The sequence below is a fragment of the Prauserella oleivorans genome (assembly GCF_042685745.1).
In the GTDB taxonomy this organism is placed as follows: Bacteria; Actinomycetota; Actinomycetes; order Mycobacteriales; family Pseudonocardiaceae; genus Prauserella_A; species Prauserella_A oleivorans.
The window spans coordinates 5,295,814-5,315,468 of record NZ_JBHUNT010000001.1; the positions used below are offsets into that span (position 1 = coordinate 5,295,814).

The following is a 19,655-nucleotide window of genomic DNA, read 5'->3' on the forward strand; positions in this document are numbered from 1 at the left end:
GCCAAGGAGGGCGGCAAGCCGTGACCCGCCACGCACCGCACAAGCCGACCGAGGGCTTGTACGACGAGCAGTACGAGCACGACGCCTGCGGCGTAGCCTTCGTCGCCGACCTCTCCGGTCGCAAGGACCACGAGATCGTGCGCAAGGCGCTGGTCGCCCTGCGCAACCTGGAGCACCGGGGCGCCCGCGGCGCCGAACCGGAGACCGGCGACGGCGCCGGCATCCTCATCCAGGTTCCCGATGCCTTCTTCCGCGAGGTCGTCGACTTCGATCTGCCCGAGCCGGGCGCGTACGCCGTCGGCACCGCGTTCCTGCCGCTGGACGAGACCGGCCGCGGCAAGGCCATGTCCGCCATCGAGCGCATCGCCGCCGAAGAGGACATGCGCGTACTGGGCTGGCGTGACCTGCCCGTCGACACCGAGCACGTCGGCGCCACCGCACGCACGACCATGCCCTTCTTCGCCCAGGTGTTCCTCGCCCCGCAGCGCGAGGACGTCACCGGGCTCGCGCTCGAGCGGGCCGCGTTCGTGGTGCGCAAGCGCGCCGAGCACGAGCTGGTGGACTCCGGCGTCTACTTCCCGAGCCTGTCCGGCCGCACCATCGTCTACAAGGGCATGCTCACCGAGCCGCAGGTCGAGCGGTTCTTCCTCGACCTGACCGACCAGCGCGTCACCAGCGCCATCGGCCTGGTGCACTCGCGCTTCTCCACCAACACGTTCCCGTCGTGGCCGCTGGCACACCCGTACCGCTATGTGGCGCACAACGGCGAGATCAACACGCTCAAGGGCAACCGGAACTGGATGGACGCGCGCGAGTCGCAGCTCGCGACCGACCTCATCCCCGGCGACCTGCGGCGGATCTACCCGATCATCACGCGCGGCGCCAGCGACTCCGCCTCGTTCGACGAGGTCCTGGAGCTGCTGCACCTCGGCGGCCGCTCGCTGCCGCACGCCGTGCTGATGATGATCCCGGAGGCGTGGGAGAACCACGAGGAGATGGACCCCGCGCGCCGGGCGTTCTACGAGTTCCACTCCACGCTCATGGAGCCGTGGGACGGCCCCGCGCTCGTGTCGTTCACCGACGGCACGCAGATCGGCGCGGTGCTCGACCGCAACGGCCTGCGGCCCGCCCGCTACTGGGTCACCGAGGACGGTCTCGTCGTGCTGGCGAGCGAGGTCGGCGTGCTCGACGTCGAGCAGTCCTCGATCGTCCGCAAGGGCCGGCTCGAGCCGGGCCGCATGTTCCTCGTCGACACCGCCGAGGGGCGGATCATCGAGGACGAGGAGATCAAGGGCGAGCTCGCCTCGCAGCACCCGTACGACGAGTGGCTCGACGCGGGTCTGCTCCACCTCGACGAGCTGCCCGAGCGCGAGCGCGAAGTGCCGACCCACTCGTCGCTGGTGCGCAGGCAGCAGGCGTTCGGCTACACCGAGGAGGAGCTCGGCGTTCTGCTGGAGCCGATGGCCCGGACCGGTGCCGAGCCGATCGGCTCGATGGGCAACGATTCGCCGCTGGCCCCGCTGTCGAGCAGGCCGCGGCAGATCTTCGACTACTTCACCCAGCTCTTCGCGCAGGTCACCAACCCGCCGCTGGACGCGATCCGCGAGGAGCTGGTGACGGCGCTGGGCACGCAGCTCGGGTCGGAGCCGAACCTGCTCGACGCCGGCCCCGAGCACTGCCGCAAGATCGTGCTGCCGTTCCCGGTGCTCGACAACGACGAGCTCGCCAAGCTCGTGCACGTCAACGACGACGGCACCCTGCCGGAGTTCCAGTCCTACACCGTCAAGGGCACCTTCGAGGTCGCGGGCGGCGGCGAGGCGCTGGTGCGCAGGCTCGACGAGATCCGGGCCGAGGTTTCCGAGGCGATCGCGGGCGGCGCGCGGCTCATCGTGCTCTCCGACCGCGGTGTCGACGCCACCCACGCGGCCATCCCGTCCCTGCTGCTGACCGGCGCCGTGCACCACCACCTCGTGCGGGAGAAGAGCCGCACGCAGGTCGGACTGATCGTCGAGTCCGGCGACGCCCGCGAGGTGCACCACATCGCGCTGCTCATCGGCTACGGCGCGGCCGCGGTGAATCCCTACCTGGCGATGGCGACCGTCGAGGAACTCGCCGAGCAGGGCAAGATCCCCGGCGTCACCGCCAAGGAGGCCACGCGCAACCTCATCAAGGCGCTCGGCAAGGGCGTGCGCAAGACCATGTCGAAGATGGGCGTGTCCACTGTGGCCTCCTACACCGGCGCGCAGATCTTCGAGGCGATCGGCCTCGGCGACGAGGTCATCGAGAGCTGCTTCACCGGCACCACCTCGCGGCTCGGCGGCGTCGGCTTCGACCTGCTCGCCCGCGAGGTCATCGAGCGGCACCGCCGGGCGTTCCCCGCCGACGGCATGCGGCCGAGCCACCGCGAGCTGGAGACCGGCGGCGACTACCAGTGGCGGCGCGAGGGCGAGCCGCACCTGTTCAACCCGCAGACGGTGTTCAAGCTGCAGCACTCCACGCGCACCGGCCGGTACGAGATCTTCAAGGAGTACACCAGGGCGGTCGACGAGCAGGCGGAGCGGCTGATGACGCTGCGCGGCCTGTTCGGCCTCAAGGAGGGCGTGCGCCCGCCGGTGCCGATCGAGGAGGTCGAGCCGGTCTCGGAGATCGTCAAGCGGTTCGCCACGGGCGCCATCTCCTACGGATCGATCTCGGCCGAGGCGCACGAGACGCTGGCGATCGCGATGAACCGCCTGCACGGCAAGTCCAACACCGGTGAGGGCGGCGAGGATCCCGAGCGGCTCTACGACCCGGAGCGGCGCAGCGCCATCAAGCAGGTCGCGAGTGGACGGTTCGGCGTGACGAGCGAGTACCTCGTCAACGCCGACGACATCCAGATCAAGATGGCGCAGGGGGCCAAGCCCGGCGAGGGCGGACAGCTGCCCGGCGGCAAGGTGTACCCGTGGATCGCGAAGACCCGGCACTCCACGCCGGGTGTCGGCCTGATCTCGCCGCCGCCGCACCACGACATCTACTCGATCGAGGACCTGGCGCAGCTGATCCACGACCTGAAGAACGCCAACCCGCGGGCGCGGATCCACGTCAAGCTGGTGTCCGAGGTCGGTGTCGGCACGGTCGCGGCGGGCGTGTCGAAGGCCCACGCCGACGTCGTGCTGATCTCGGGGCACGACGGCGGCACCGGGGCCTCGCCGCTGTCGTCGATCAAGCACGCGGGCGGTCCGTGGGAGCTCGGTCTTGCCGAGACCCAGCAGACGCTGCTCGCCAACCGGCTGCGCGACCGGATCGTCGTGCAGACCGACGGCCAGCTCAAGACCGGCCGCGACGTCATCATCGCCGCGCTGCTCGGCGCCGAGGAGTTCGGTTTCGCGACGGCGCCGCTGGTGGTGTCGGGCTGCATCATGATGCGGGTGTGTCACCTCGACACCTGCCCGGTCGGGGTCGCCACGCAGAACCCGGCGCTGCGCGAGAAGTTCAACGGCAAGGCCGAGTACGTGGTGAACTTCTTCGAGTTCATCGCGCAGGAGGTCCGGGAGTACCTGGCCGCGCTCGGGTTCCGCTCGATCGCCGAGGCGGTCGGCCACGCGGAGCTGCTCGACACCCGCGACGCCGTGGAGCACTGGAAGGCGTCCGGTCTGGACCTGTCGCCGATCTTCCACGTGCCGGAGCTGGAGCCGAGGGCGTCGCGGCACCAGGTGGTGGCCCAGGACCACGGTCTGGACAAGGCGCTGGACAACACGCTGATCCAGCTGGCCGAGGGCGCGCTGAGCTCGGGCGACAAGGTGCGCCTCGAACTGCCGGTGCGCAACGTCAACCGCACGGTCGGCACCATGCTCGGCTCGGAGCTGACCAAGCGGTGGGGCGGCGAGGGCCTGCCCGACGACACCATCGACATCACGTTCACGGGCACGGCGGGGCAGTCGTTCGGCGCGTTCGTGCCGAGGGGCATCACGCTGCGCCTGTTCGGGGACGGCAACGACTACGTCGGCAAGGGACTGTCCGGCGGGCGGATCATCGTGCGCCCGCCCAAGGACGCCCGCTTCGCCGCCGAGGACCACATCATCGCGGGCAACGTCATCGGCTACGGGGCCACCAGCGGTGAGATATTCCTGCGCGGCAAGGTCGGCGAGCGGTTCTGCGTGCGCAACTCCGGTGCGCTGGCCGTCGTCGAGGGCGTCGGCGACCACGGCTGCGAGTACATGACCGGTGGCCGCGTCGTCGTGCTCGGGCCGACGGGCCGCAACTTCGCGGCAGGCATGTCCGGCGGCGTGGCCTACGTGCTCGACCTGACGATCGGCCGGGTCAACCGGGAGATGGTGGACCTCGACGAGCTCGACGACCACGACGTGGAGTTCCTGCTCGAGGCGGTGGAGCGTCACTACACCGAGACGGAATCGGCGGTGGCCCACGCGCTGCTCACCGACTGGGAGTCGGCGCTGCCCCGCTTCTCGAAGGTGATGCCGAAGGACTACAAGCGGGTCCTGCAGGCGCGCGCCGCCGCGGAGCGCGACGGCAGGGACGTCAACGCAGCGATCATGGAGGCGGCTCATGGCTGACAATCGCGAAGCCCACGCCATGACCGCCGACGGGGTGCGGGTCACCCGCAAGACACAGGAGGCGGCTCATGGCTGACCCCAAGGGATTCCTCACGACCAAGCGGGAGACGCCGAAGTCGCGTCCCGTGGACGTCCGGATCAAGGACTGGCGCGAGGTCTACGAGGACTTCGAGCGGTCCAAGCTCACCCAGCAGGCGGGCCGCTGCATGGACTGCGGCATCCCGTTCTGTCACCAGGGCTGCCCGCTGGGCAACCTGATCCCGGAGTGGAACACGCTGACGTGGCGGGACGACTGGCGCGACGCCATCGAACGTCTGCACGCCACGAACAACTTCCCGGAGTTCACCGGCACGCTGTGCCCGGCTCCGTGCGAGACGGCGTGCGTGCTCGGGATCAACGACGACCCGGTGACCATCAAGCGGGTCGAGATCTCGATCATCGACCGCGCGTGGGACGAAGGCTGGGTCACGCCGCAGATCCCGGAGACGAAGACGGGCAAGAAGGTCGCGGTCGTCGGCTCCGGGCCGTCCGGGCTCGCGGCGGCCCAGCAGTTGACGCGGGCCGGGCACGACGTCGTGGTGTTCGAGCGCGCCGACGCGATCGGCGGGCTGCTGCGCTACGGCATCCCCGAGTTCAAGATGGAGAAGCGCCGGCTCGACCGCAGGCTGGAGCAGATGCGCGCCGAGGGCACGCAGTTCCGCACGGGCGTGAACGTCGGCGTGGACATCACGGCGGACCAGCTGCGGGAGGAGTACGACGCGATCGTGCTCGCCGGTGGCGCGACGGCATGGCGGGACCTGCCGGTTCCCGGCCGTGAGCTGCCGGGTGTCCACCAGGCGATGGAGTACCTGCCGTTCGCCAACCGGGTCGCCGCGGGCACGCTCGACGAGCCTCCGATCAGCGCGGCGGGCAAGGACGTCGTGGTGATCGGCGGTGGCGACACCGGCGCCGACTGTGTCGGCACGGCGCACCGGCAGGGCGCTCGGTCGGTGACTCAGCTGGAGATCATGCCGAAGCCGCCGGAGTCGCGTTCGGACGCTCACCCGTGGCCGACCTACCCGATGATCTACCGGGTCTCCTCGGCGCACGAGGAGGGCGGCGAGCGGCTGTACTCGGTGAACACGCAGGAGTTCCTCGCCGACGACGAGGGCAACCTGCGCGCGCTGCGGCTGGTCGAGGTCCGCAACGAGGGCGGCAAGTTCGTCCCCGTGGAGGGCACCGAGCGGGAGCTGCCCGCCCAGCTGGTGCTGCTCGCGATGGGCTTCGTGGGCCCGCAGCGGGAGGGTCTGCTGGAGCAGCTCGGGGTGGAGCTCGATGAGCGCGGCAACGTCGCGCGCGACGCCTCGTTCAAGACGAGCCTGGACAAGGTGTTCGTGGCGGGCGACATGGGCCGTGGCCAGTCGCTGATCGTGTGGGCGATCGCCGAGGGCCGCTCGGCGGCCGCGGGCGTGGACGCCTACCTGACGGGCCGTGACCTGCTGCCCGTACCGATCGCACCGACGGATCGCCCCATCTCGTAACGGGTGCCGACGGGAGTGGCCGGCACACGCGTGTCGGCCACTCCCGTCGCCGTGTCCGCCGCTGCGGTGCCGAGAGCTACGCCAACCGCCAACACGACGACACAGAGCGCAGACACGGTGACACAGGAAGCAGACACGGCGGAGGCCACCGTCCGGTGCTGGACGGTGGCCTCCGCTGTGGGTGTGGTCAGGCCGGAACCGGCGCCGCTCCCAGGTTCTCGAGGTTGCCCGCCTTGGCTTCGGCGACGAGATCGTTCCACTGGTCCAGGCTCATCTGGATGCGCTGGCCGAAGTCGTCGGTGATGACGACGCGCTTGTCCTCCGGTGCGTCGTGGTCGTAGTACAGCTCGGGGCAGCCGCAGTTGCAGTTGCCGCAGAACGTGGCGACGTGGTGCATGGCCATGTGGAGTCCTTTCCGACGACAGTGCTGGAGTGCCGGGGACGCCGGGCAGGTGGTCCCTCCTCGGGCGGACCTGCCCGGCGTGGTCCGACGCCGAGCAGGTCGCGAGGGAGCGCGGCCGGGTTCCGGCGCAGGGCCGCGATCACCCTTTCGTGCGTCTACTTCGGAGATATCCGGGCGGCGACACCGGAGAACACTCGCCGGCACGCGTCGCAGACGATCACGTTGACACCCGGCGGACTGCGCACATAGCCTCGACGAGCTACCGCGATGTCGGCCGGAAGCCGGTGAGAATCCGCACGGTCGCGCCACTGTAACCGAGTTCGCTCGGGAGTCAGACCCGCCGGCATCGCCACCGTTTCCGAGCGGGCCGCGTCAAGCCCGAGGAGGTTGCCGATGTCGCAGGCGAGCGTCACCGCCGTCCCGAATCCGCGCCAGATCCGCATTCCGCTCCGGGAGATCCTGCCGTGGGCGATCTTCGCGAGCGTGCTCGCGGTGCTGATCCTCTTCTTCGTCAGCACCGAGGCGGGCGCGGTCGAGCTGTTCGCCACGGACGGGTTCGTCCACGAGTTCGTCCACGACGGCCGGCACCTGCTGGCCTTCCCCTGCCACTGAGCGGGGGAGACCATGATGAGGACCTTGCTGGTCCGCGGCATGCTCGCGGGCCTGGCCGCGGGTGTGCTCGCGACCGTGTTCGCCTACGTCGCCGGCGAACCCTCCGTGGACGCCGCGATCGGGCTGGAGGAATCGGCGCACGCCGCACACGGTCACCACCACGGTGAGGACGCGCTCGTCGACCGCGGCACGCAGCGCAGCCTCGGCCTGTTCACCGGCATCGCCGGGTACGCCGTCGCGATGGGCGGGCTGTTCGCCATCGTCTTCGCCGTCCTGCACGGCCGCGTGACCACGACGCTGCGGCCCCGGGTGTCCGCGGTGCTGCTGGCGGCGAGCGCATTCGCGGTGGTGGTGCTGGTGCCGTTTCTGAAGTACCCCGCGAATCCGCCGGCGGTCGGCCAAGACGGCACGATCGGTGACCGCACGGCGCTGCACTTCGGGTTCCTCGCGCTGTCCCTCGTGGCGGCGCTCCTCGCCGCGGCGACCAGCCGTACGCTGGCCGACCGGTTCGGCGCGGGACCGGGTGCACTGCTCGGCATCGGCGGCTATGTCGCCGTGATGGCCGTGTGCGGCGCGCTGCTGCCCGCGGTCGACGAGGTGCCGCCCGAGTTCCCGGGCTCGCTGCTGTGGGACTTCCGGGTGGCCTCGCTGGGCACGCAGGTGGTGCTGTGGGGCACGCTCGGCCTCGTGTTCGGTCCGCTCGCCGACCGGGTGCTGCGTCCGGCTCCCGCCGAGGTCGCGGCAGGTCAGCGATAAGCCGCCCCGACGGCGACGGCCAGCGCCGCCAGACCCACCAGCCGCGACAGCCGCACCGACCGCCGAAGATCCGCAGGTCTCGGCGCGGGACCGTCGCCGAGCGTCCCGCGATCCTCGGTCCGGCCGCCGTAGCTGTTCGTGCCGCCGAGCCGGACGCCGAGCGCGCCGGCGAAAGCGGCCTCGACCGGTCCGGCGTTCGGGCTGGGGTGGCGGGCCGCGTCGCGTCGCCACGCACGCAACGCCCGCGCCGGCCTGCCGCCGACGAGCGGCGCCGCGACCGCCGCGGCCAGCGCGCTCAGCCGCGCGGGCACCAGGTTCGCGACGTCGTCGGCGCGAGCGGCTGCCCAGCCGAACCGTTCGTGCCGGGGCGAGCGGTGGCCGATCATCGCGTCGAGTGTGTTGAGCGCGCGGTAGCCGAGCAGACCGGGGATTCCGGCGAGCCCGCCCCAGAAAAGTGGCGCGACGACGGCGTCGGAGGTGTTCTCGGCGATCGACTCGGTGGCCGCGCGGGCCAGGCCCGTGCTGTCGAGCGGGTCGGCGTCGCGTCCGCACAGGTGCCCGAGGCGGGCGCGCGCAGCGGGGACGTCGCCGTCGTCGAGCAGTTGCGCCATGATCGCGCCCTCCCGCGCCAGGCCGGTGCCGCCGAGCACGGTCCACGTCGCGGCGGCGGTGACGGCGAATCGCGCGAGCGGGCGGGTGCGCGTCCCGGCCTGGAGGAGCGCTCCGGCGGCCGTCGCCGCGCCCGCGCACACGCCTGCATAGACAGCTCCCCGGCGCCTCGAGTCGGCCCACATGCGCTGTTCGAGCGCCCCCGCCGCCCTGCCGAACACGGCGACCGGATGCCCGCGCCGTGGATCTCCGAAGACCACGTCGGCGGCGTAACCTGCGACGATTCCCGCGGCGGTGACAGCTTGGGCACGGAACACAGCGCGCACCCTAGCCGGTGGGCAAGAATGCCGACCATGATGAACGATCCGAGGCGACGGCTCCTCGAGTTCGTGGCCGATCGGCTGGAGACCGGCGCGGCGTTGCTGCGTGGTTACGGCCGCCGTTTCCCGGGCCCCAGCAGGACGCTGGTCCTCGGTGGCGTGCGATCGGGCAAGTCGCGCCACGCCGAGCAGTTGATGTCCCGCTATCCCCACGTCACCTACGTTGCCTCCGGGCTGCCGCCCAGCGACGACGACCCGGAATGGGCGGCCCGGATCGCCGCCCACCGCGCTCGCAGACCCGCGCACTGGCGCACGGTCGAGACCGCCGATCTCACCTCGGCGCTGCGCGAGTCCACCACACCCGTGCTCATCGACTGCCTCGGCACGTGGCTCTCCCGCGTGCTGGACGAGGTGGGTGCCTGGCACCAGCAGGACGGCTGGCAGCAACGCGTGGACGAACGGCTCCTGGCGTTCGTCGACGCGTGGCGGCAGGCCACGGTGCCGGTGGTGGCGGTGAGCAACGAGGTCGGCAGCGGCGTCGTGCCGCACACCGCGTCCGGCCGCATCTTCCGCGACGTCCTCGGCGCCCTCAACACCGAGGTGGCGTCGCATTCCGAGTCGGTCCGGCTCGTGGTGGCCGGGCGCGCACTGACGTTGACGTGACAAGGAGAGGCGCATGAGCCGTGATCGCGCCGCGCACGACCGGCCGGAAGGAGCAGGAGAGCCGATGACCTACGCCATCCCCGCGCTCGACGAACGGGCCCGCAGCGAGGCACAGGAGCGTCTCGACGGACTGGTCAAACCGCTCGGGGCGCTCGGCAGGCTGGAGGAGCTGGCGGCGTGGCTGTGTGCCGCGCACGGCACGGTGCCGCCGCGGCCGCTGGACGACGTGCGCGTGGTGGTGTTCGCGGGCGACCACGGTGTGTCGGCCTCGGGCGCGGTGTCGGCGTATCCGAGGGAGCTCACGGCATCGATGGTGCGGGTGTTCCTGGCCGGCACCAGCGGCGTGAACGTCCTGGCCCGGCAGGTGGGCGCGCGCGTGCGCGTGCTCGACGTCGCCGTGGACGCCGACCTCGACGACGTACCCGAGGAGGTGCGTGCGGCGAAGATCCGTCGCGGGTCCGGCTCGATCGACGTCACCGACGCCCTGGAACCCGGTGAGGCCGCCCGTGCCTTCGCCGCGGGCAGACGGGTCGCGGACGACGAGATCGGCTCGGGCGCGGACCTGCTGATTCCCGGCGACATGGGCATCGGCAACACCACGGTGGCCTCGGCGCTCGTGGCCGCCGTGCTCGGGTTGCCCGCCGACGACGTCGTGGGCACCGGAACGGGCATCGACCAGGCGGGCCGGGCGCGCAAGGTCGCGGTGATCGAGCGGGCGCGAGCGCGCGCAGGCGAGCGGGTGAGCGACCCGTTCGAGTTGGTGACCGCGCTCGGCAGCGCGTGTACCGCAGCGACGGCGGGCTTTCTGGTGCAGGCCGCGGTGCGCGGGGTGCCGGTGGTCCTGGACGGCGTGTTCCCGTGCGCGGCGGCGCTCGTCGCCCGCGAGATCGCACCGGAGGCCGCCCGGTGGTGGCTGGCCGGGCACCGCTCGACCGAGCCCGCGCAGGCGTTCGCGCTCAAGGCGCTCGGTCTGGACCCGATCCTCGACCTCGGCCTGCGCCTCGGTGAGGGCAGTGGCGCGGTACAGGCGGTGCCGGTGCTGCGCAACGCGCGCGCGGTGCTCACCGAGATGGGCCGGCTCGCCGATCTTGCGTGACGCACTGCGCATGGCGCTGGGCACGCTGACGGCGTTGCCGGTGCCCGCGCCGGGCACGATCGACAGGCGGGTCGCCGGTGCGGCGATGCTGCTCGCTCCCGTGGCCGCCGTGGTGCCCGCTGTGCTCGCGGGGGCGGTGGTGTGGGTCGGCGGGCTGGCCGGGGTGCCTGCGCTGGTCGCGGCGGCGCTCGCGGTCGGTGCGGTGGCGCTCGCGACGCGGGGCCTGCACCTCGACGGTCTCTCCGACACCGCCGACGGGCTGGGCGCCTCCTACGACCGCGAGCGCGCGCTGGAGATCATGCGGCGCGGCGACGCGGGACCGACCGGGGTGGCGGCGCTGCTGCTGGTGGTGCTGGTCCAGATCGCTGCGCTGGCCGGTGCGGTGGCCCAGGGACACGGGGTCGTCGCGGCGGCGCTCGGAGTCGTGGCCGGGCGCGCGGTGCTGCCGCTGTGTTGCGTGCGTGGCGTGCCGCCGGCGCGGCCGGAGGGGCTCGGCGCGGCGGTCGCCGGTGCCGTGCCGGTGCCGGTCGCGGTGGTCGTCGGCGGCGCGGTGGCCGGGCTCGCGGCGCTGGCACCTGGGCTGCCGTGGTGGCAAGGGCCCGTCGCCGTCCTGGCCGGGTACGCGGCGGCGGGTGTGCTGCTGTGGCGGTGTGTGCGTCGGCTGGGCGGCGGCACGGGCGATGTGCTGGGGGCGTGCGTCGAGGTGGCCACCGCGGCCGCGCTGGTGGTCACGAGCACCTGATCTCCTCTCGCGCAAAGGCGTTACCCGCCGATTAGCTGGCGGCCGGTGCGACGCAGTTCGCCCGGGACCTCGCGTAAGCCGGTCAGGAGGCGAGCACCTGGCCGAGCGCGGCGAGGAAGCCGTGCATGTCGGCCCGCACCGCGATGCGCAGCCAGTCCGGCCCCAGGCCTGGGAACGTGTCGCCCCGGCGCACGGCGTAGCCCGCCTCCCGCAGCGCCAGCCGCACCCGGTGACCCCCGGTAATCCGCACGAGCACGAACGGCGCCCTCGGCACCCCGGCCACCTCCACTCCGAGCGAGCGCAGCCCGGCGACGAGCCGTCCTCGGTCGCGGTCGGCGGCGCGCGCCAGCGAATCCGCCTCCGCGACCGCCTCCGGACGGCTGCACGCCACCATCGCCACCGCCGCCGGGGTCGACACCGACCACGGCGGCTGCACCGCGCGCAGGCGCTCGACGACCTCCGGCTCGGCGAGCACGTACCCCGCCCGCAAACCCGCGATGCCCCACGTCTTGGTGAGGCTGCGAATCACGAGGACCCCGGGAATCCGGTGTGCCGCAAGACTTTCCGGCTCGCCCGGCACGGCGTCGAGGAACGCCTCGTCCACCACGACCAGCCTGCCCGGGCGGCACAGCCCGCGCAGCGTCTGCGCGGGATGCAGCACGGAGGTGGGATTCGTCGGATTGCCGACGACCACGAGATCAGCCTCCTCCGGCACCCGATCCGGATCGAGCACGAACCCGTCGGCCGCGGACAACAGCACGCGCGTCACCGGCCGGCCCGCGGCACGCAACGCCGCCTCGGGCTCGGTGAACTGCGGATGCACCACCACGGCACACCGCGGCCGCCAGGCCGACGCCAGCAGCGTGAACGCCTCCGCCGCACCGGCGGTGGGCAGCACGTCGGCCGGGTCGCGGCCGTGCCGCGCGGCGAGCGCTTCCGTGGCGCCCCGGACGTCGGGGTAGGCGGCGAGGCCGGCCACGCAGTCGCGCAGTTCCCGCAGCAACCATTCCGGCGGCTCGGCCAGCCGGACGTTCACCGCGAGGTCCACCAGACCCGCGCCGACCTCCCGGTCCCCGTGATGCAGCAGGTCAACCATGCCGTCGTCCACTGTGGACAGCCTGCGCGAAGCGGCGGGCCAGCCCGGGGTGACCGGCCCAGTGCAGGTGGAGGTAGGAGGCGTGCAGGGTCGGCGTGGCGAATCCCTCCGGCTCGCCGGACCACCGCCACGCGGGCGAGGGCCCCGACCGCGGCGTGACGACGGTGCGGTGGAACTCGTGGCCGCGCACCTGCTCGCCCGCCGCGGCGAGGACGTTGTCGTGCACGGCCGTCGCCGTGCGGTATCCGAGCGCGCCGCCGCGGGTCATGCGTGCGGTCGCGTCGAGCGCGCCGACCATCGGCAGTCCGTCCAGCTCCCGGCACAGGTACAACAGCCCGGCGCACTCGGCGACCACGGGCATCCCGGCCGCCAGGGCACCTGCCAGCTCGCGCCGCAACGACTCGTTCGCCGACAGCTCCTCCAGGTGCGCCTCGGGGAAGCCGCCACCGAAGTACAGCCCTGCGCATCCGGGCGGCAGCGTCTCCTCACGCAGCGGGTCCAGGTCCACGAGGTCGACACCCTGCGCGGCGAGCAACTCCGCCGTCTCCGTGTACCGGAACGTGAACGCCTGCCCTGCCGCGGCCGCCACCACCGCCCGTGGCCCCTCTCGCTCGGGCCCCGCCGACCACGGCGTGCCGCCCAGCCGCGGCGCACCCCGCGCCACCCGCACCACGGCGTCGAGATCGACCCCGCCCGCGACCCACTCGGCGAGCTTCGGCAGCAGTCGCCGTGATTCGGGCTCCCGCTCCCCCGCGGGCACCAGGCCGAGGTGCCTGCTGGGCGCGTGGATGTCGTCGCTGCGCCGCAGGGCACCGAGCACGGGGATGCCGGTCGGCGCGAGCGCGGCGCGGATCTCGTCCTCGTGCCGCTGCGAGCCGAGCTTGTTCAGGATCACGCCCGCCAGCTCGATGCGCGGGTCGTAGTGGGCGAAGCCGAGCACGGTCGCGGCGACGCTGCGGCTCGCGGCGCTCGCGTCCACGACGAGGACGACGGGTGCGTCCATCAGCCGCGCGACGTGCGCGGTGGACGCATAGCCCTCCGTGCCGAGCGCGCCGTCGAACAGCCCCATGACGCCCTCGATCACCGCCACCTCGGCGGCGCGGGAACCGTGCAGCAGCAACGGAACGACGCGGTCCTCGCCCTGCAGGAACGGGTCCAGGTTGCGGGCGGGCGTTCCCGTGGCCAGCGCATGGTAGCTCGGGTCGATGAAGTCGGGACCGACCTTGTGTCCCGAGACGGCCGTGCCCCGGCGGCGCAGGGCGGCCATGAGTCCGGTCGCGACGGTCGTCTTGCCGTGTCCCGACCCCGGCGCCGCGATGACGACCCTGGCTACCATTCGATGCCCCGCTGACCCTTCTGGCCCGCGTCCATCGGATGCTTGACCTTGGTCATCTCGGTCACCAGGTCGGCGGCGTCGAGCAGGGCCTGGGGTGCGTTGCGGCCGGTGATCACGACGTGCTGGCGGCCGGGCCGCTCGCGTAACGTGGTGACCACGTCGTCGACGTCGACCCAGCCCCAGTGCAGTGGATAGGTGAACTCGTCCAGCACGTAGAAGTCGTGCCGCTCGCCGGCGAGCCTGCGCTTGATCTCCGCCCAGCCCTCGCGGGCGCTCTCGGCGTGGTCGGCGTCGCTGACCCGCTTGCGGGCCCAGCTCCAGCCCTCGCCCATCTTGTGCCACTCGACCGGGCCGCCCTGGCCGGTCTGCTCGTGCAGGCCGCCGAGCGCGCGGAACGCCGCCTCCTCCCCGACTCGCCACTTGGCCGACTTGACGAACTGGAACACGCCGATGGCCCAGCCCTGATTCCACGCGCGCAGCGCCATGCCGAACGCGGCGGTGGACTTGCCCTTCATCGGCCCGGTGTGGACGGCCAGGATCGGGCGGTTGCGCCGCTGGCGCGTGGTGAGCCCGTCGTCGGGCACGACCCCCGGTTTGCCCTGCGGCATCAGACAGCCCTCCGGTCTCCTGCGGACGTCATCAGGCGGCCCTCCGTTTCACCTCGCGGGTCAGCGCGTCGGCCGCCACCTCACCGAGCGGGACGTGCTCACCACCGAGCCTGGCCGCGAGCCGTGCGGCGAGCCCGAGCCGCATGCGCCCGCTCTCGCAGTCCATCACGACGCTCGACACGCCGGTGCGCGCGAGCAGGTCGGCCGCGGCGTGGGAGCGCGCGACGGCGTCCGTGCCGCTGGTCGCGCGGCCGTCGGTCACCACCACGAGCAGCGGCCTGCGCCTCGGGTCGCGCAAGGCCTCGACGCGCAACACGTCGGCCGCCCTCAGCAGTCCCTCGGCCAAGGGGGTTCGCCCGCCGGTCGGCATCGCCTCGAGCCGGGCCGCCGCCACGTCCACGCTCGCCGTCGGCGGCAGCGCGACCTCCGCGCCCGACGCCCGGAACGTCACCAGGCCGACCTTGTCGCGCCGCTGGTAGGCGTCCAGCAGCAGCGACAGCACCGCGGTCTTGACCTCGCGCATCCGTGCCTTCGCCCCCATCGAGCCGGAAGAGTCCACACAGAACAGCACGAGGTTGCCCTCCCGGCCCTCCCGGCGGGCGTACCGCAGATCGTGCGGCCGGAGCACCAGAGCTGGGCCACCACGGCCGCGTGCTCGCTGATGCGGTGCGGCGGCCCGGACGGTCGCGACCAGGTGCGGCACACCGCCGCGTTCCCCGGCCGGGCGTACCCCGACCGTCCGGCCCCGGTCGCCGACCGCCCGCGAGCGCCGACCGTGCGCACCCGACCCGGTGCCGGAGACGCTGAACAGCCGCGCCCGGTACGGCGTCCCCGCACCGACCTGCCGCTCCCCCGTGTGTCCGCCGTTCCCGTCGCCGTGTCTGCCGTCTGTGTCGCCGTGTCTGCCATCTGTGTCGCCGTGTGCGCCGTTCCCGGGCTCCGGTGCGCCGCCCCCACCATCCGGACCGCCACCATCGGGCCCGTCACCGCCGGGTCCCGGACCACCACCGCCATCCGGACCGTCGCCGTCACCGTCCGGCCCGTCGTCAGGAGGTCCCGGTGTGGGCGGCTGGGCATCACGCAAGGCCTGCTCCAGCTCCTCGGAGTCGATCCCCGGCGCGTCGAACGGGTTACGCCTGCGCCGATGCGGCAGCGCCAGCCGGGCCGCCACGCGGATGTCCTCTGTGGACACGGTGTCGCGGCCGCACCAGGCGGCGTGTGCGGTGGCCGTGCGGGCGGTGACGATGTCGGCGCGCATGCCGTCGACGTCGAACGCCGCGCACACCTCGGCGATCTGCAGCAGCGACTCGTCGGTGAGCGTCACGGACGGCAGGAGGCGCTGCGCGGCGGCGATCTCGGCGGCCAGCGCCGCGTCGGAATCGGCGTAGCCGGCGGCGAAGGCGTCCGGGTCGGACTCGTAGGCCAGCCGCCGCCGTACCACCTCCGCGCGCTCGGCCGCGTCCCGGCTGGAGGCGACCTCGACGGTGAGCCCGAAGCGGTCCAGCAACTGCGGCCGCAGCTCACCTTCCTCCGGGTTCATGGTTCCGATGAGGACGAATCGGGCCGCGTGCGACACCGAGACACCCTCGCGCTCCACGGTCACCCTGCCCATCGCCGCGGCGTCGAGCAGCGTGTCGACGAGGTGGTCGTGCAGCAGGTTGACCTCGTCGACGTACAGCAGGCCACGATGCGCGCCCGCCAGCAGGCCCGGCTGGAAGTCGGTGACGCCGTCGCGCAGGGCACGTTCCAGGTCGAGCGAGCCGACCACGCGCTCCTCCGCGGCACCCACGGGCAGTTCGACGAGCCGGGCCGGCCGCCGGTGCGCGGCCGGGTCCGTGGCGTGCGGGCCGTCGGGGCAGCCGGGATCGGGCCGGGCGGGGTCGCACGAGAAGCGGCAGCCGTCCACCACGTCGACGTCGGGCAGCAGGCCCGCCAGCGCGCGCACCATGGTCGATTTCGCGGTGCCCTTCTCGCCGCGCACCAGCACTCCGCCGATGGCGGGCGAGATGGCGCACAGCACGAGAGCCAACCGCAGCTCGCCCATTCCGACGACTGCCGTGAACGGGTACGGCCGCATCCGCACACTCCCTTGCTCGACGGTGGGTGTCCTCGCCCACGCTGCGCCAGCACGACAAGGCGACCACCGAAGCTCTGACTCCTGGCCCGACAGACCAGTCACAGTGGCGGGACCGTCCCGGATTCGCACCGGGTTCCACGACGATCGCGGTGCGATCATCGCACACGTTCCACCGGCCTCAGGTGTTCGCCACGACACAGCTACCGTGCGTGGACGTGACGATCGTGGTGGTGGGCATCGGCGCCGACGGGTGGGCTGGGCTGCCGGAATCCGCTCGCGCCGAGGTGCGGGCGTGCGACGTGCTGTTCGGCGGACGCAGACAGCTTGACCTGGTGCCGGACGGCCCGTACGAGAAACACGCGTGGCCGAGCCCGTTGCTGCCCGCGCTCGACGGCCTGCTGGCCGAGCACGCCGGGCGCCGCGTCGGTGTCCTCGCCAGCGGCGATCCGCTGCTGTCCGGGATCGGCGGCACGCTGGTGCGAAGGCTGGGCGCCGAGCGGGTGCGGGTGCTGCCCGCCGTGTCGTCGGTGGCGCTGGCACGCGCCCGGCTGGGCTGGACCGCCGAGGAGACCGAGGTGGTGAGCGCCGTCGGCCGCGACGTGCACCGCGTGCTGCGGGCCGTCGCGCCGGGGCGGCGGCTGCTCGTGCTCAGCGCGGGTGCCGACACGCCCGCTCGCGTCGCCGCGCTGCTGACCGACCGCGGCTACGGTGCGAGCAGGCTCGCCGTGCTCGAGGAGCTCGGCGGGCCGGACGAACAGCGCCGCGACGGCACAGCCCGCGACTGGCCGCACGCGCCCGGCGCGCCGCTGAACGTGCTCGCCGTCGAGTGCGCGGGCGGGCCCGCGTTCTCCCTGCTCGCCGGGCTACCCGACGACGCCTTCGAGCACGACGGCCAGCTCACCAAACGCGATGTGCGCGCCACCGCCCTCGCCCGGCTCGCGCCGCTGCCCGGCGAGCTGCTGTGGGACGTCGGCGCCGGGGCGGGCAGCATCGCCGTCGAGTGGTGCCGCGCGCACCCGGCCAATCGCGCGGTGGCCGTCGAGTCGCGGCCCGACCGCGCCGAGCGCATCGGCCGCAACGCCGCCCTGCTGGGGGTGCCGGACATCCGCGTGGTCACCGGCGCGGCACCGGAGGCGCTCACCGGGCTGCCCGAGCCGGACGCGGTGTTCGTCGGCGGCGGCGTCAGCGCGCCCGGGGTCCTCTCCGCGTGCTGGCAGGCGCTACGTCCGGGCGGCCGGCTCGTCGCCCACGCCGTGACGCTCGAGGCCGAGCAGGCACTCACGCGCGGCCACGCCGAGCACGGCGGCGAGCTGACCCGCATCTCGGTCGAGCACGCCGCACCGCTCGGCGGCCTCACCGGCTGGACCCCCGCCCGCACCGTGACGCAGTGGACCGTCACGAAACCGCCGACCGTCGACCACAGTGGAGTGACCAAGCAGTGACCGTGCATTTCATCGGCGCCGGCCCGGGCGCCGCCGACCTCATCACCGTGCGCGGGCAGCAGCTGCTCGCCCGCTGCGCCGTGTGCCTCTACCCGGGGAGCCTCACGCCCGCCGATCTGCTCGCGCACTGCCCACCGGACGCGCGCCTCGTCGACACGGCCGACCTCACGCTGGACGAGATCGTCGCCGAGCTGGTGGGCGCGCACGAGGCCGGCGCCGACGTGGCGCGGCTCTGCTCCGGTGACCCGGCCGTCTACAGCGCCGTCGCCGAGCAGATGCGCAGACTCGACGCGGCCGGGGTGCCCTACGACGTCACTCCCGGCGTGCCCGCGTTCGCCGCCGCCGCCGCGACGCTCAAGCGCGAACTGACCGTCCCGACCGTCGGCCAGAGCGTGATCCTCACGCGCACCCAGGCCCGCTCGACCGCCATGCCCGAGGGCGAGGACCTCGCCACCCTCGGCAAGTCCGGCGCCACGCTGGCCCTGCACCTCGCGGTGAACCGGATCGAGCAGGTGGTGGCCGAGCTCCTGCCGCACTACGGCGCCGACTGCCCCGCCGCGGTGGTGGCCCAGGCCAGCCAGCCCGGCGAGACCGTGCTGCGCGGCACGCTCGGCGACATCGCCGCCCAGGTCCGCGAGGCGGGCATCACGCGGGCGGCGATGATCCTCGTCGGCCGGGTGCTCGCCGCCGAGAACTTCCCGGACAGCTTCCTGTACTCGGCGAGCCGGGAACGCAGCGCACGCGGCAGCTAACCGGCGCGCCCCACGATCGTGCCCGCGCGGTCGATGGCCACGACGTCGACCTCGACCGGAGCATCCCCGAGCACCTCCGCCGCCTGCCGGCGCGCCCGCTCGGCGACCAGCTCGCCCAGCGCCAGCCCCTCGGCGTGGGCGAGCTCCAGCGCGTGCAATGCCGTGTTGGCGTCCCGGATCGGCCCGGCCAGCTGGGGGTGTCCGGCGTCCGCGGCGAGTCCGGCGAGCAGTCCGAGATCGACCTGGGAACGCTTGGAGTGCAGGTCGAGGTAGCCGGCGGCGAGTTTGGACAGCTTCGCGAACCCGCCGGCCAGGGTCAGCCTCGGCACGGGATGCCGCCGCAGGTACTTGAGCACCGCGCCCACGAAGTCGCCCATGTCGAGCAACGCCGTCTCGGGCAACCCGTACAGCTCGGTGACCACGCGTTCCGACGTCGAGCCGACCGCGCCGGCCACGTGCCGGTGTCCCAGCGCCCGCGCGACGTCCACGCCGCGGCGGATGCTGTCGATCCACGCCGAGCACGAGTACGGCACCACGACGCCGGTCGTGCCCAGCACGGAGAGCCCGCCGACGATGCCCAGCCGGGGGTTCCACGTGTGCCGCGCCATCTCCTCACCGTGCGGGATGGCGATCTCCACCACCACGTCGCCGGACCCGCCGTGGGCCGCCGCGACACGCTGCACCGCCTCGGTCATCAGCCTGCGTGGCACCGGGTTGATCGCGGGCTCCCCGACCTCCAGCGGCAGCCCCGGCAGCGTGATCGTTCCCACGCCCGGGCCCGCGCGGAACGTCACGCCGCTGCCTGTCGCTGCCGGGGTCACGGTGGCGACGACGAGCGCCCCGTGGGTGACGTCCGGATCGTCGCCCGCGTCCTTGACCACGCCCGCGCTCGCGCGGCCGTCGCCGAGCTCCTCGGTAGCGAGCGCGAACGCGGGCCGCCTGCCCTTGGGCAGCAGCACCTCGACCGGGTCGGGGAACTCACCGGTCAGCAGCGCGGTGTAGGCGGCGGTGGTCGAGGCCGTCGCGCACGCGCCCGTCGTCCAGCCGTAGCGAAGTTCGGTCACACTGTC

Annotated in this window: 16 protein-coding genes and 1 riboswitch; of the genes, 9 read left to right on the plus strand and 7 right to left on the minus strand. The window is 73.2% G+C overall.

Features of this window, described 5'->3' with window-relative positions:
* Positions 1 to 20: 20 nt before the first annotated feature.
* Both gltB and ACFSZT_RS26060 read left to right on the plus strand, forming a co-directional pair.
* Positions 21 to 4,553 (plus strand): glutamate synthase large subunit, encoded by a 4,533-nt coding sequence (gltB, locus tag ACFSZT_RS26055; protein ID WP_377384667.1) that lies wholly within the window; start codon positions 21 to 23, stop codon positions 4,551 to 4,553.
* A gap of 68 nt (positions 4,554 to 4,621) precedes the next feature.
* The gene (locus ACFSZT_RS26060; RefSeq protein ID WP_377384665.1) at positions 4,622 to 6,073 is read left to right on the plus strand and encodes a glutamate synthase subunit beta; all 1,452 of its coding nucleotides are present in this window, start codon (positions 4,622 to 4,624) and stop codon (positions 6,071 to 6,073) included.
* A 187-nt stretch (positions 6,074 to 6,260) separates the two neighbouring features.
* Here the strand turns inward: ACFSZT_RS26060 and ACFSZT_RS26065 are convergent, their stop codons facing one another.
* Positions 6,261 to 6,476 carry a hypothetical protein gene (locus ACFSZT_RS26065; RefSeq protein WP_377384663.1) on the minus strand — a complete coding sequence of 72 codons (216 nt, stop codon included), beginning with the start codon at positions 6,474 to 6,476 and terminating at the stop codon, positions 6,261 to 6,263.
* Positions 6,477 to 6,869: 393 nt separating this feature from the next.
* Here ACFSZT_RS26065 and ACFSZT_RS26070 point away from each other — a divergent pair, with 393 nt between their 5' ends.
* Both ACFSZT_RS26070 and ACFSZT_RS26075 read left to right on the plus strand, forming a co-directional pair.
* Positions 6,870 to 7,088, plus strand: coding sequence for a CbtB domain-containing protein (locus ACFSZT_RS26070; protein ID WP_377384661.1), 219 nt, complete (start codon positions 6,870 to 6,872; stop codon positions 7,086 to 7,088).
* A 12-nt stretch (positions 7,089 to 7,100) separates the two neighbouring features.
* Positions 7,101 to 7,844, plus strand: coding sequence for a CbtA family protein (locus ACFSZT_RS26075; protein WP_377384659.1), 744 nt, complete (start codon positions 7,101 to 7,103; stop codon positions 7,842 to 7,844).
* Here ACFSZT_RS26075 and ACFSZT_RS26080 read toward each other — a convergent pair.
* The gene (locus ACFSZT_RS26080) at positions 7,835 to 8,770 is read right to left on the minus strand and encodes a cobalamin biosynthesis protein (protein WP_377384658.1); all 936 of its coding nucleotides are present in this window, start codon (positions 8,768 to 8,770) and stop codon (positions 7,835 to 7,837) included. The two genes, ACFSZT_RS26075 and ACFSZT_RS26080, sit on opposite strands and share 10 nt — an antisense overlap.
* 36 nt (positions 8,771 to 8,806) lie before the next feature.
* On the opposite strand from ACFSZT_RS26080, the gene ACFSZT_RS26085 reads away from it, so the two are divergent.
* The 3 genes from ACFSZT_RS26085 (at position 8,807) to ACFSZT_RS26095 (ending at position 11,274) form a co-directional block, all read left to right on the plus strand.
* Entirely contained in the window at positions 8,807 to 9,436 is a 630-nt protein-coding gene (locus ACFSZT_RS26085) for a bifunctional adenosylcobinamide kinase/adenosylcobinamide-phosphate guanylyltransferase (RefSeq protein ID WP_377384656.1), read from the plus strand.
* A gap of 64 nt (positions 9,437 to 9,500) precedes the next feature.
* Complete coding sequence (gene cobT / locus ACFSZT_RS26090; protein ID WP_377385246.1) at positions 9,501 to 10,532, plus strand: nicotinate-nucleotide--dimethylbenzimidazole phosphoribosyltransferase; 1,032 nt, start codon at positions 9,501 to 9,503, stop codon at positions 10,530 to 10,532.
* Entirely contained in the window at positions 10,522 to 11,274 is a 753-nt protein-coding gene (locus tag ACFSZT_RS26095) for an adenosylcobinamide-GDP ribazoletransferase (protein ID WP_377385244.1), read from the plus strand. Before cobT ends, ACFSZT_RS26095 begins: the two co-directional genes overlap by 11 nt.
* A gap of 82 nt (positions 11,275 to 11,356) precedes the next feature.
* Here ACFSZT_RS26095 and cobC read toward each other — a convergent pair whose 3' ends face one another.
* The 4 genes from cobC to ACFSZT_RS26115 are packed head-to-tail and all read right to left on the minus strand — an operon-like array spanning position 11,357 to position 16,391.
* Positions 11,357 to 12,370 carry an Rv2231c family pyridoxal phosphate-dependent protein CobC gene (gene cobC, locus ACFSZT_RS26100; RefSeq protein ID WP_377384654.1) on the minus strand — a complete coding sequence of 338 codons (1,014 nt, stop codon included), beginning with the start codon at positions 12,368 to 12,370 and terminating at the stop codon, positions 11,357 to 11,359.
* A complete protein-coding gene (locus ACFSZT_RS26105) occupies positions 12,363 to 13,706 on the minus strand; it encodes a cobyrinate a,c-diamide synthase (protein WP_377384652.1) in 1,344 nt (447 codons plus the stop codon). The genes cobC and ACFSZT_RS26105 overlap by 8 nt, the downstream gene beginning before the upstream one ends.
* Positions 13,700 to 14,314, minus strand: coding sequence for a cob(I)yrinic acid a,c-diamide adenosyltransferase (gene cobO / locus ACFSZT_RS26110; protein WP_377384650.1), 615 nt, complete (start codon positions 14,312 to 14,314; stop codon positions 13,700 to 13,702). Before cobO ends, ACFSZT_RS26105 begins: the two co-directional genes overlap by 7 nt.
* 31 nt (positions 14,315 to 14,345) lie before the next feature.
* Positions 14,346 to 16,391 carry a putative cobaltochelatase gene (locus tag ACFSZT_RS26115; protein WP_377384648.1) on the minus strand — a complete coding sequence of 682 codons (2,046 nt, stop codon included), beginning with the start codon at positions 16,389 to 16,391 and terminating at the stop codon, positions 14,346 to 14,348.
* 10 nt (positions 16,392 to 16,401) lie between these two features.
* Positions 16,402 to 16,555: riboswitch (adenosylcobalamin (AdoCbl) riboswitch) on the minus strand.
* A gap of 51 nt (positions 16,556 to 16,606) precedes the next feature.
* On the opposite strand from ACFSZT_RS26115, the gene cbiE reads away from it, so the two are divergent.
* Together cbiE and cobM are read left to right on the plus strand one after the other, a co-directional pair.
* Positions 16,607 to 17,833, plus strand: coding sequence for a precorrin-6y C5,15-methyltransferase (decarboxylating) subunit CbiE (cbiE, locus tag ACFSZT_RS26120; protein ID WP_377384646.1), 1,227 nt, complete (start codon positions 16,607 to 16,609; stop codon positions 17,831 to 17,833).
* Entirely contained in the window at positions 17,830 to 18,585 is a 756-nt protein-coding gene (cobM, locus tag ACFSZT_RS26125) for a precorrin-4 C(11)-methyltransferase (RefSeq protein ID WP_377384644.1), read from the plus strand. Before cbiE ends, cobM begins: the two co-directional genes overlap by 4 nt.
* Here the strand turns inward: cobM and ACFSZT_RS26130 are convergent.
* Positions 18,582 to 19,649 (minus strand): cobalt-precorrin-5B (C(1))-methyltransferase, encoded by a 1,068-nt coding sequence (locus ACFSZT_RS26130; protein ID WP_377384642.1) that lies wholly within the window; start codon positions 19,647 to 19,649, stop codon positions 18,582 to 18,584. The genes cobM and ACFSZT_RS26130 overlap by 4 nt on opposite strands.
* Positions 19,650 to 19,655: the final 6 nt, after the last annotated feature.

Coding starts and splice junctions, on each gene's coding strand:
- ACFSZT_RS26060 (WP_377384665.1), top strand. CDS start 4,622: ATGGCTGACCCCAAGGGATTCCTCACGACCAAGCGGGAGACGCCGAAG.
- ACFSZT_RS26065 (WP_377384663.1), bottom strand. CDS start 6,476: ATGGCCATGCACCACGTCGCCACGTTCTGCGGCAACTGCAACTGCGGC.
- ACFSZT_RS26070 (WP_377384661.1), top strand. CDS start 6,870: ATGTCGCAGGCGAGCGTCACCGCCGTCCCGAATCCGCGCCAGATCCGC.
- ACFSZT_RS26075 (WP_377384659.1), top strand. CDS start 7,101: ATGATGAGGACCTTGCTGGTCCGCGGCATGCTCGCGGGCCTGGCCGCG.
- ACFSZT_RS26085 (WP_377384656.1), top strand. CDS start 8,807: ATGATGAACGATCCGAGGCGACGGCTCCTCGAGTTCGTGGCCGATCGG.
- cobT (WP_377385246.1), top strand. CDS start 9,501: ATGACCTACGCCATCCCCGCGCTCGACGAACGGGCCCGCAGCGAGGCA.
- cobC (WP_377384654.1), bottom strand. CDS start 12,370: ATGGTTGACCTGCTGCATCACGGGGACCGGGAGGTCGGCGCGGGTCTG.
- ACFSZT_RS26105 (WP_377384652.1), bottom strand. CDS start 13,706: ATGGTAGCCAGGGTCGTCATCGCGGCGCCGGGGTCGGGACACGGCAAG.
- cobO (WP_377384650.1), bottom strand. CDS start 14,314: ATGCCGCAGGGCAAACCGGGGGTCGTGCCCGACGACGGGCTCACCACG.
- ACFSZT_RS26115 (WP_377384648.1), bottom strand. CDS start 16,391: ATGCGGCCGTACCCGTTCACGGCAGTCGTCGGAATGGGCGAGCTGCGG.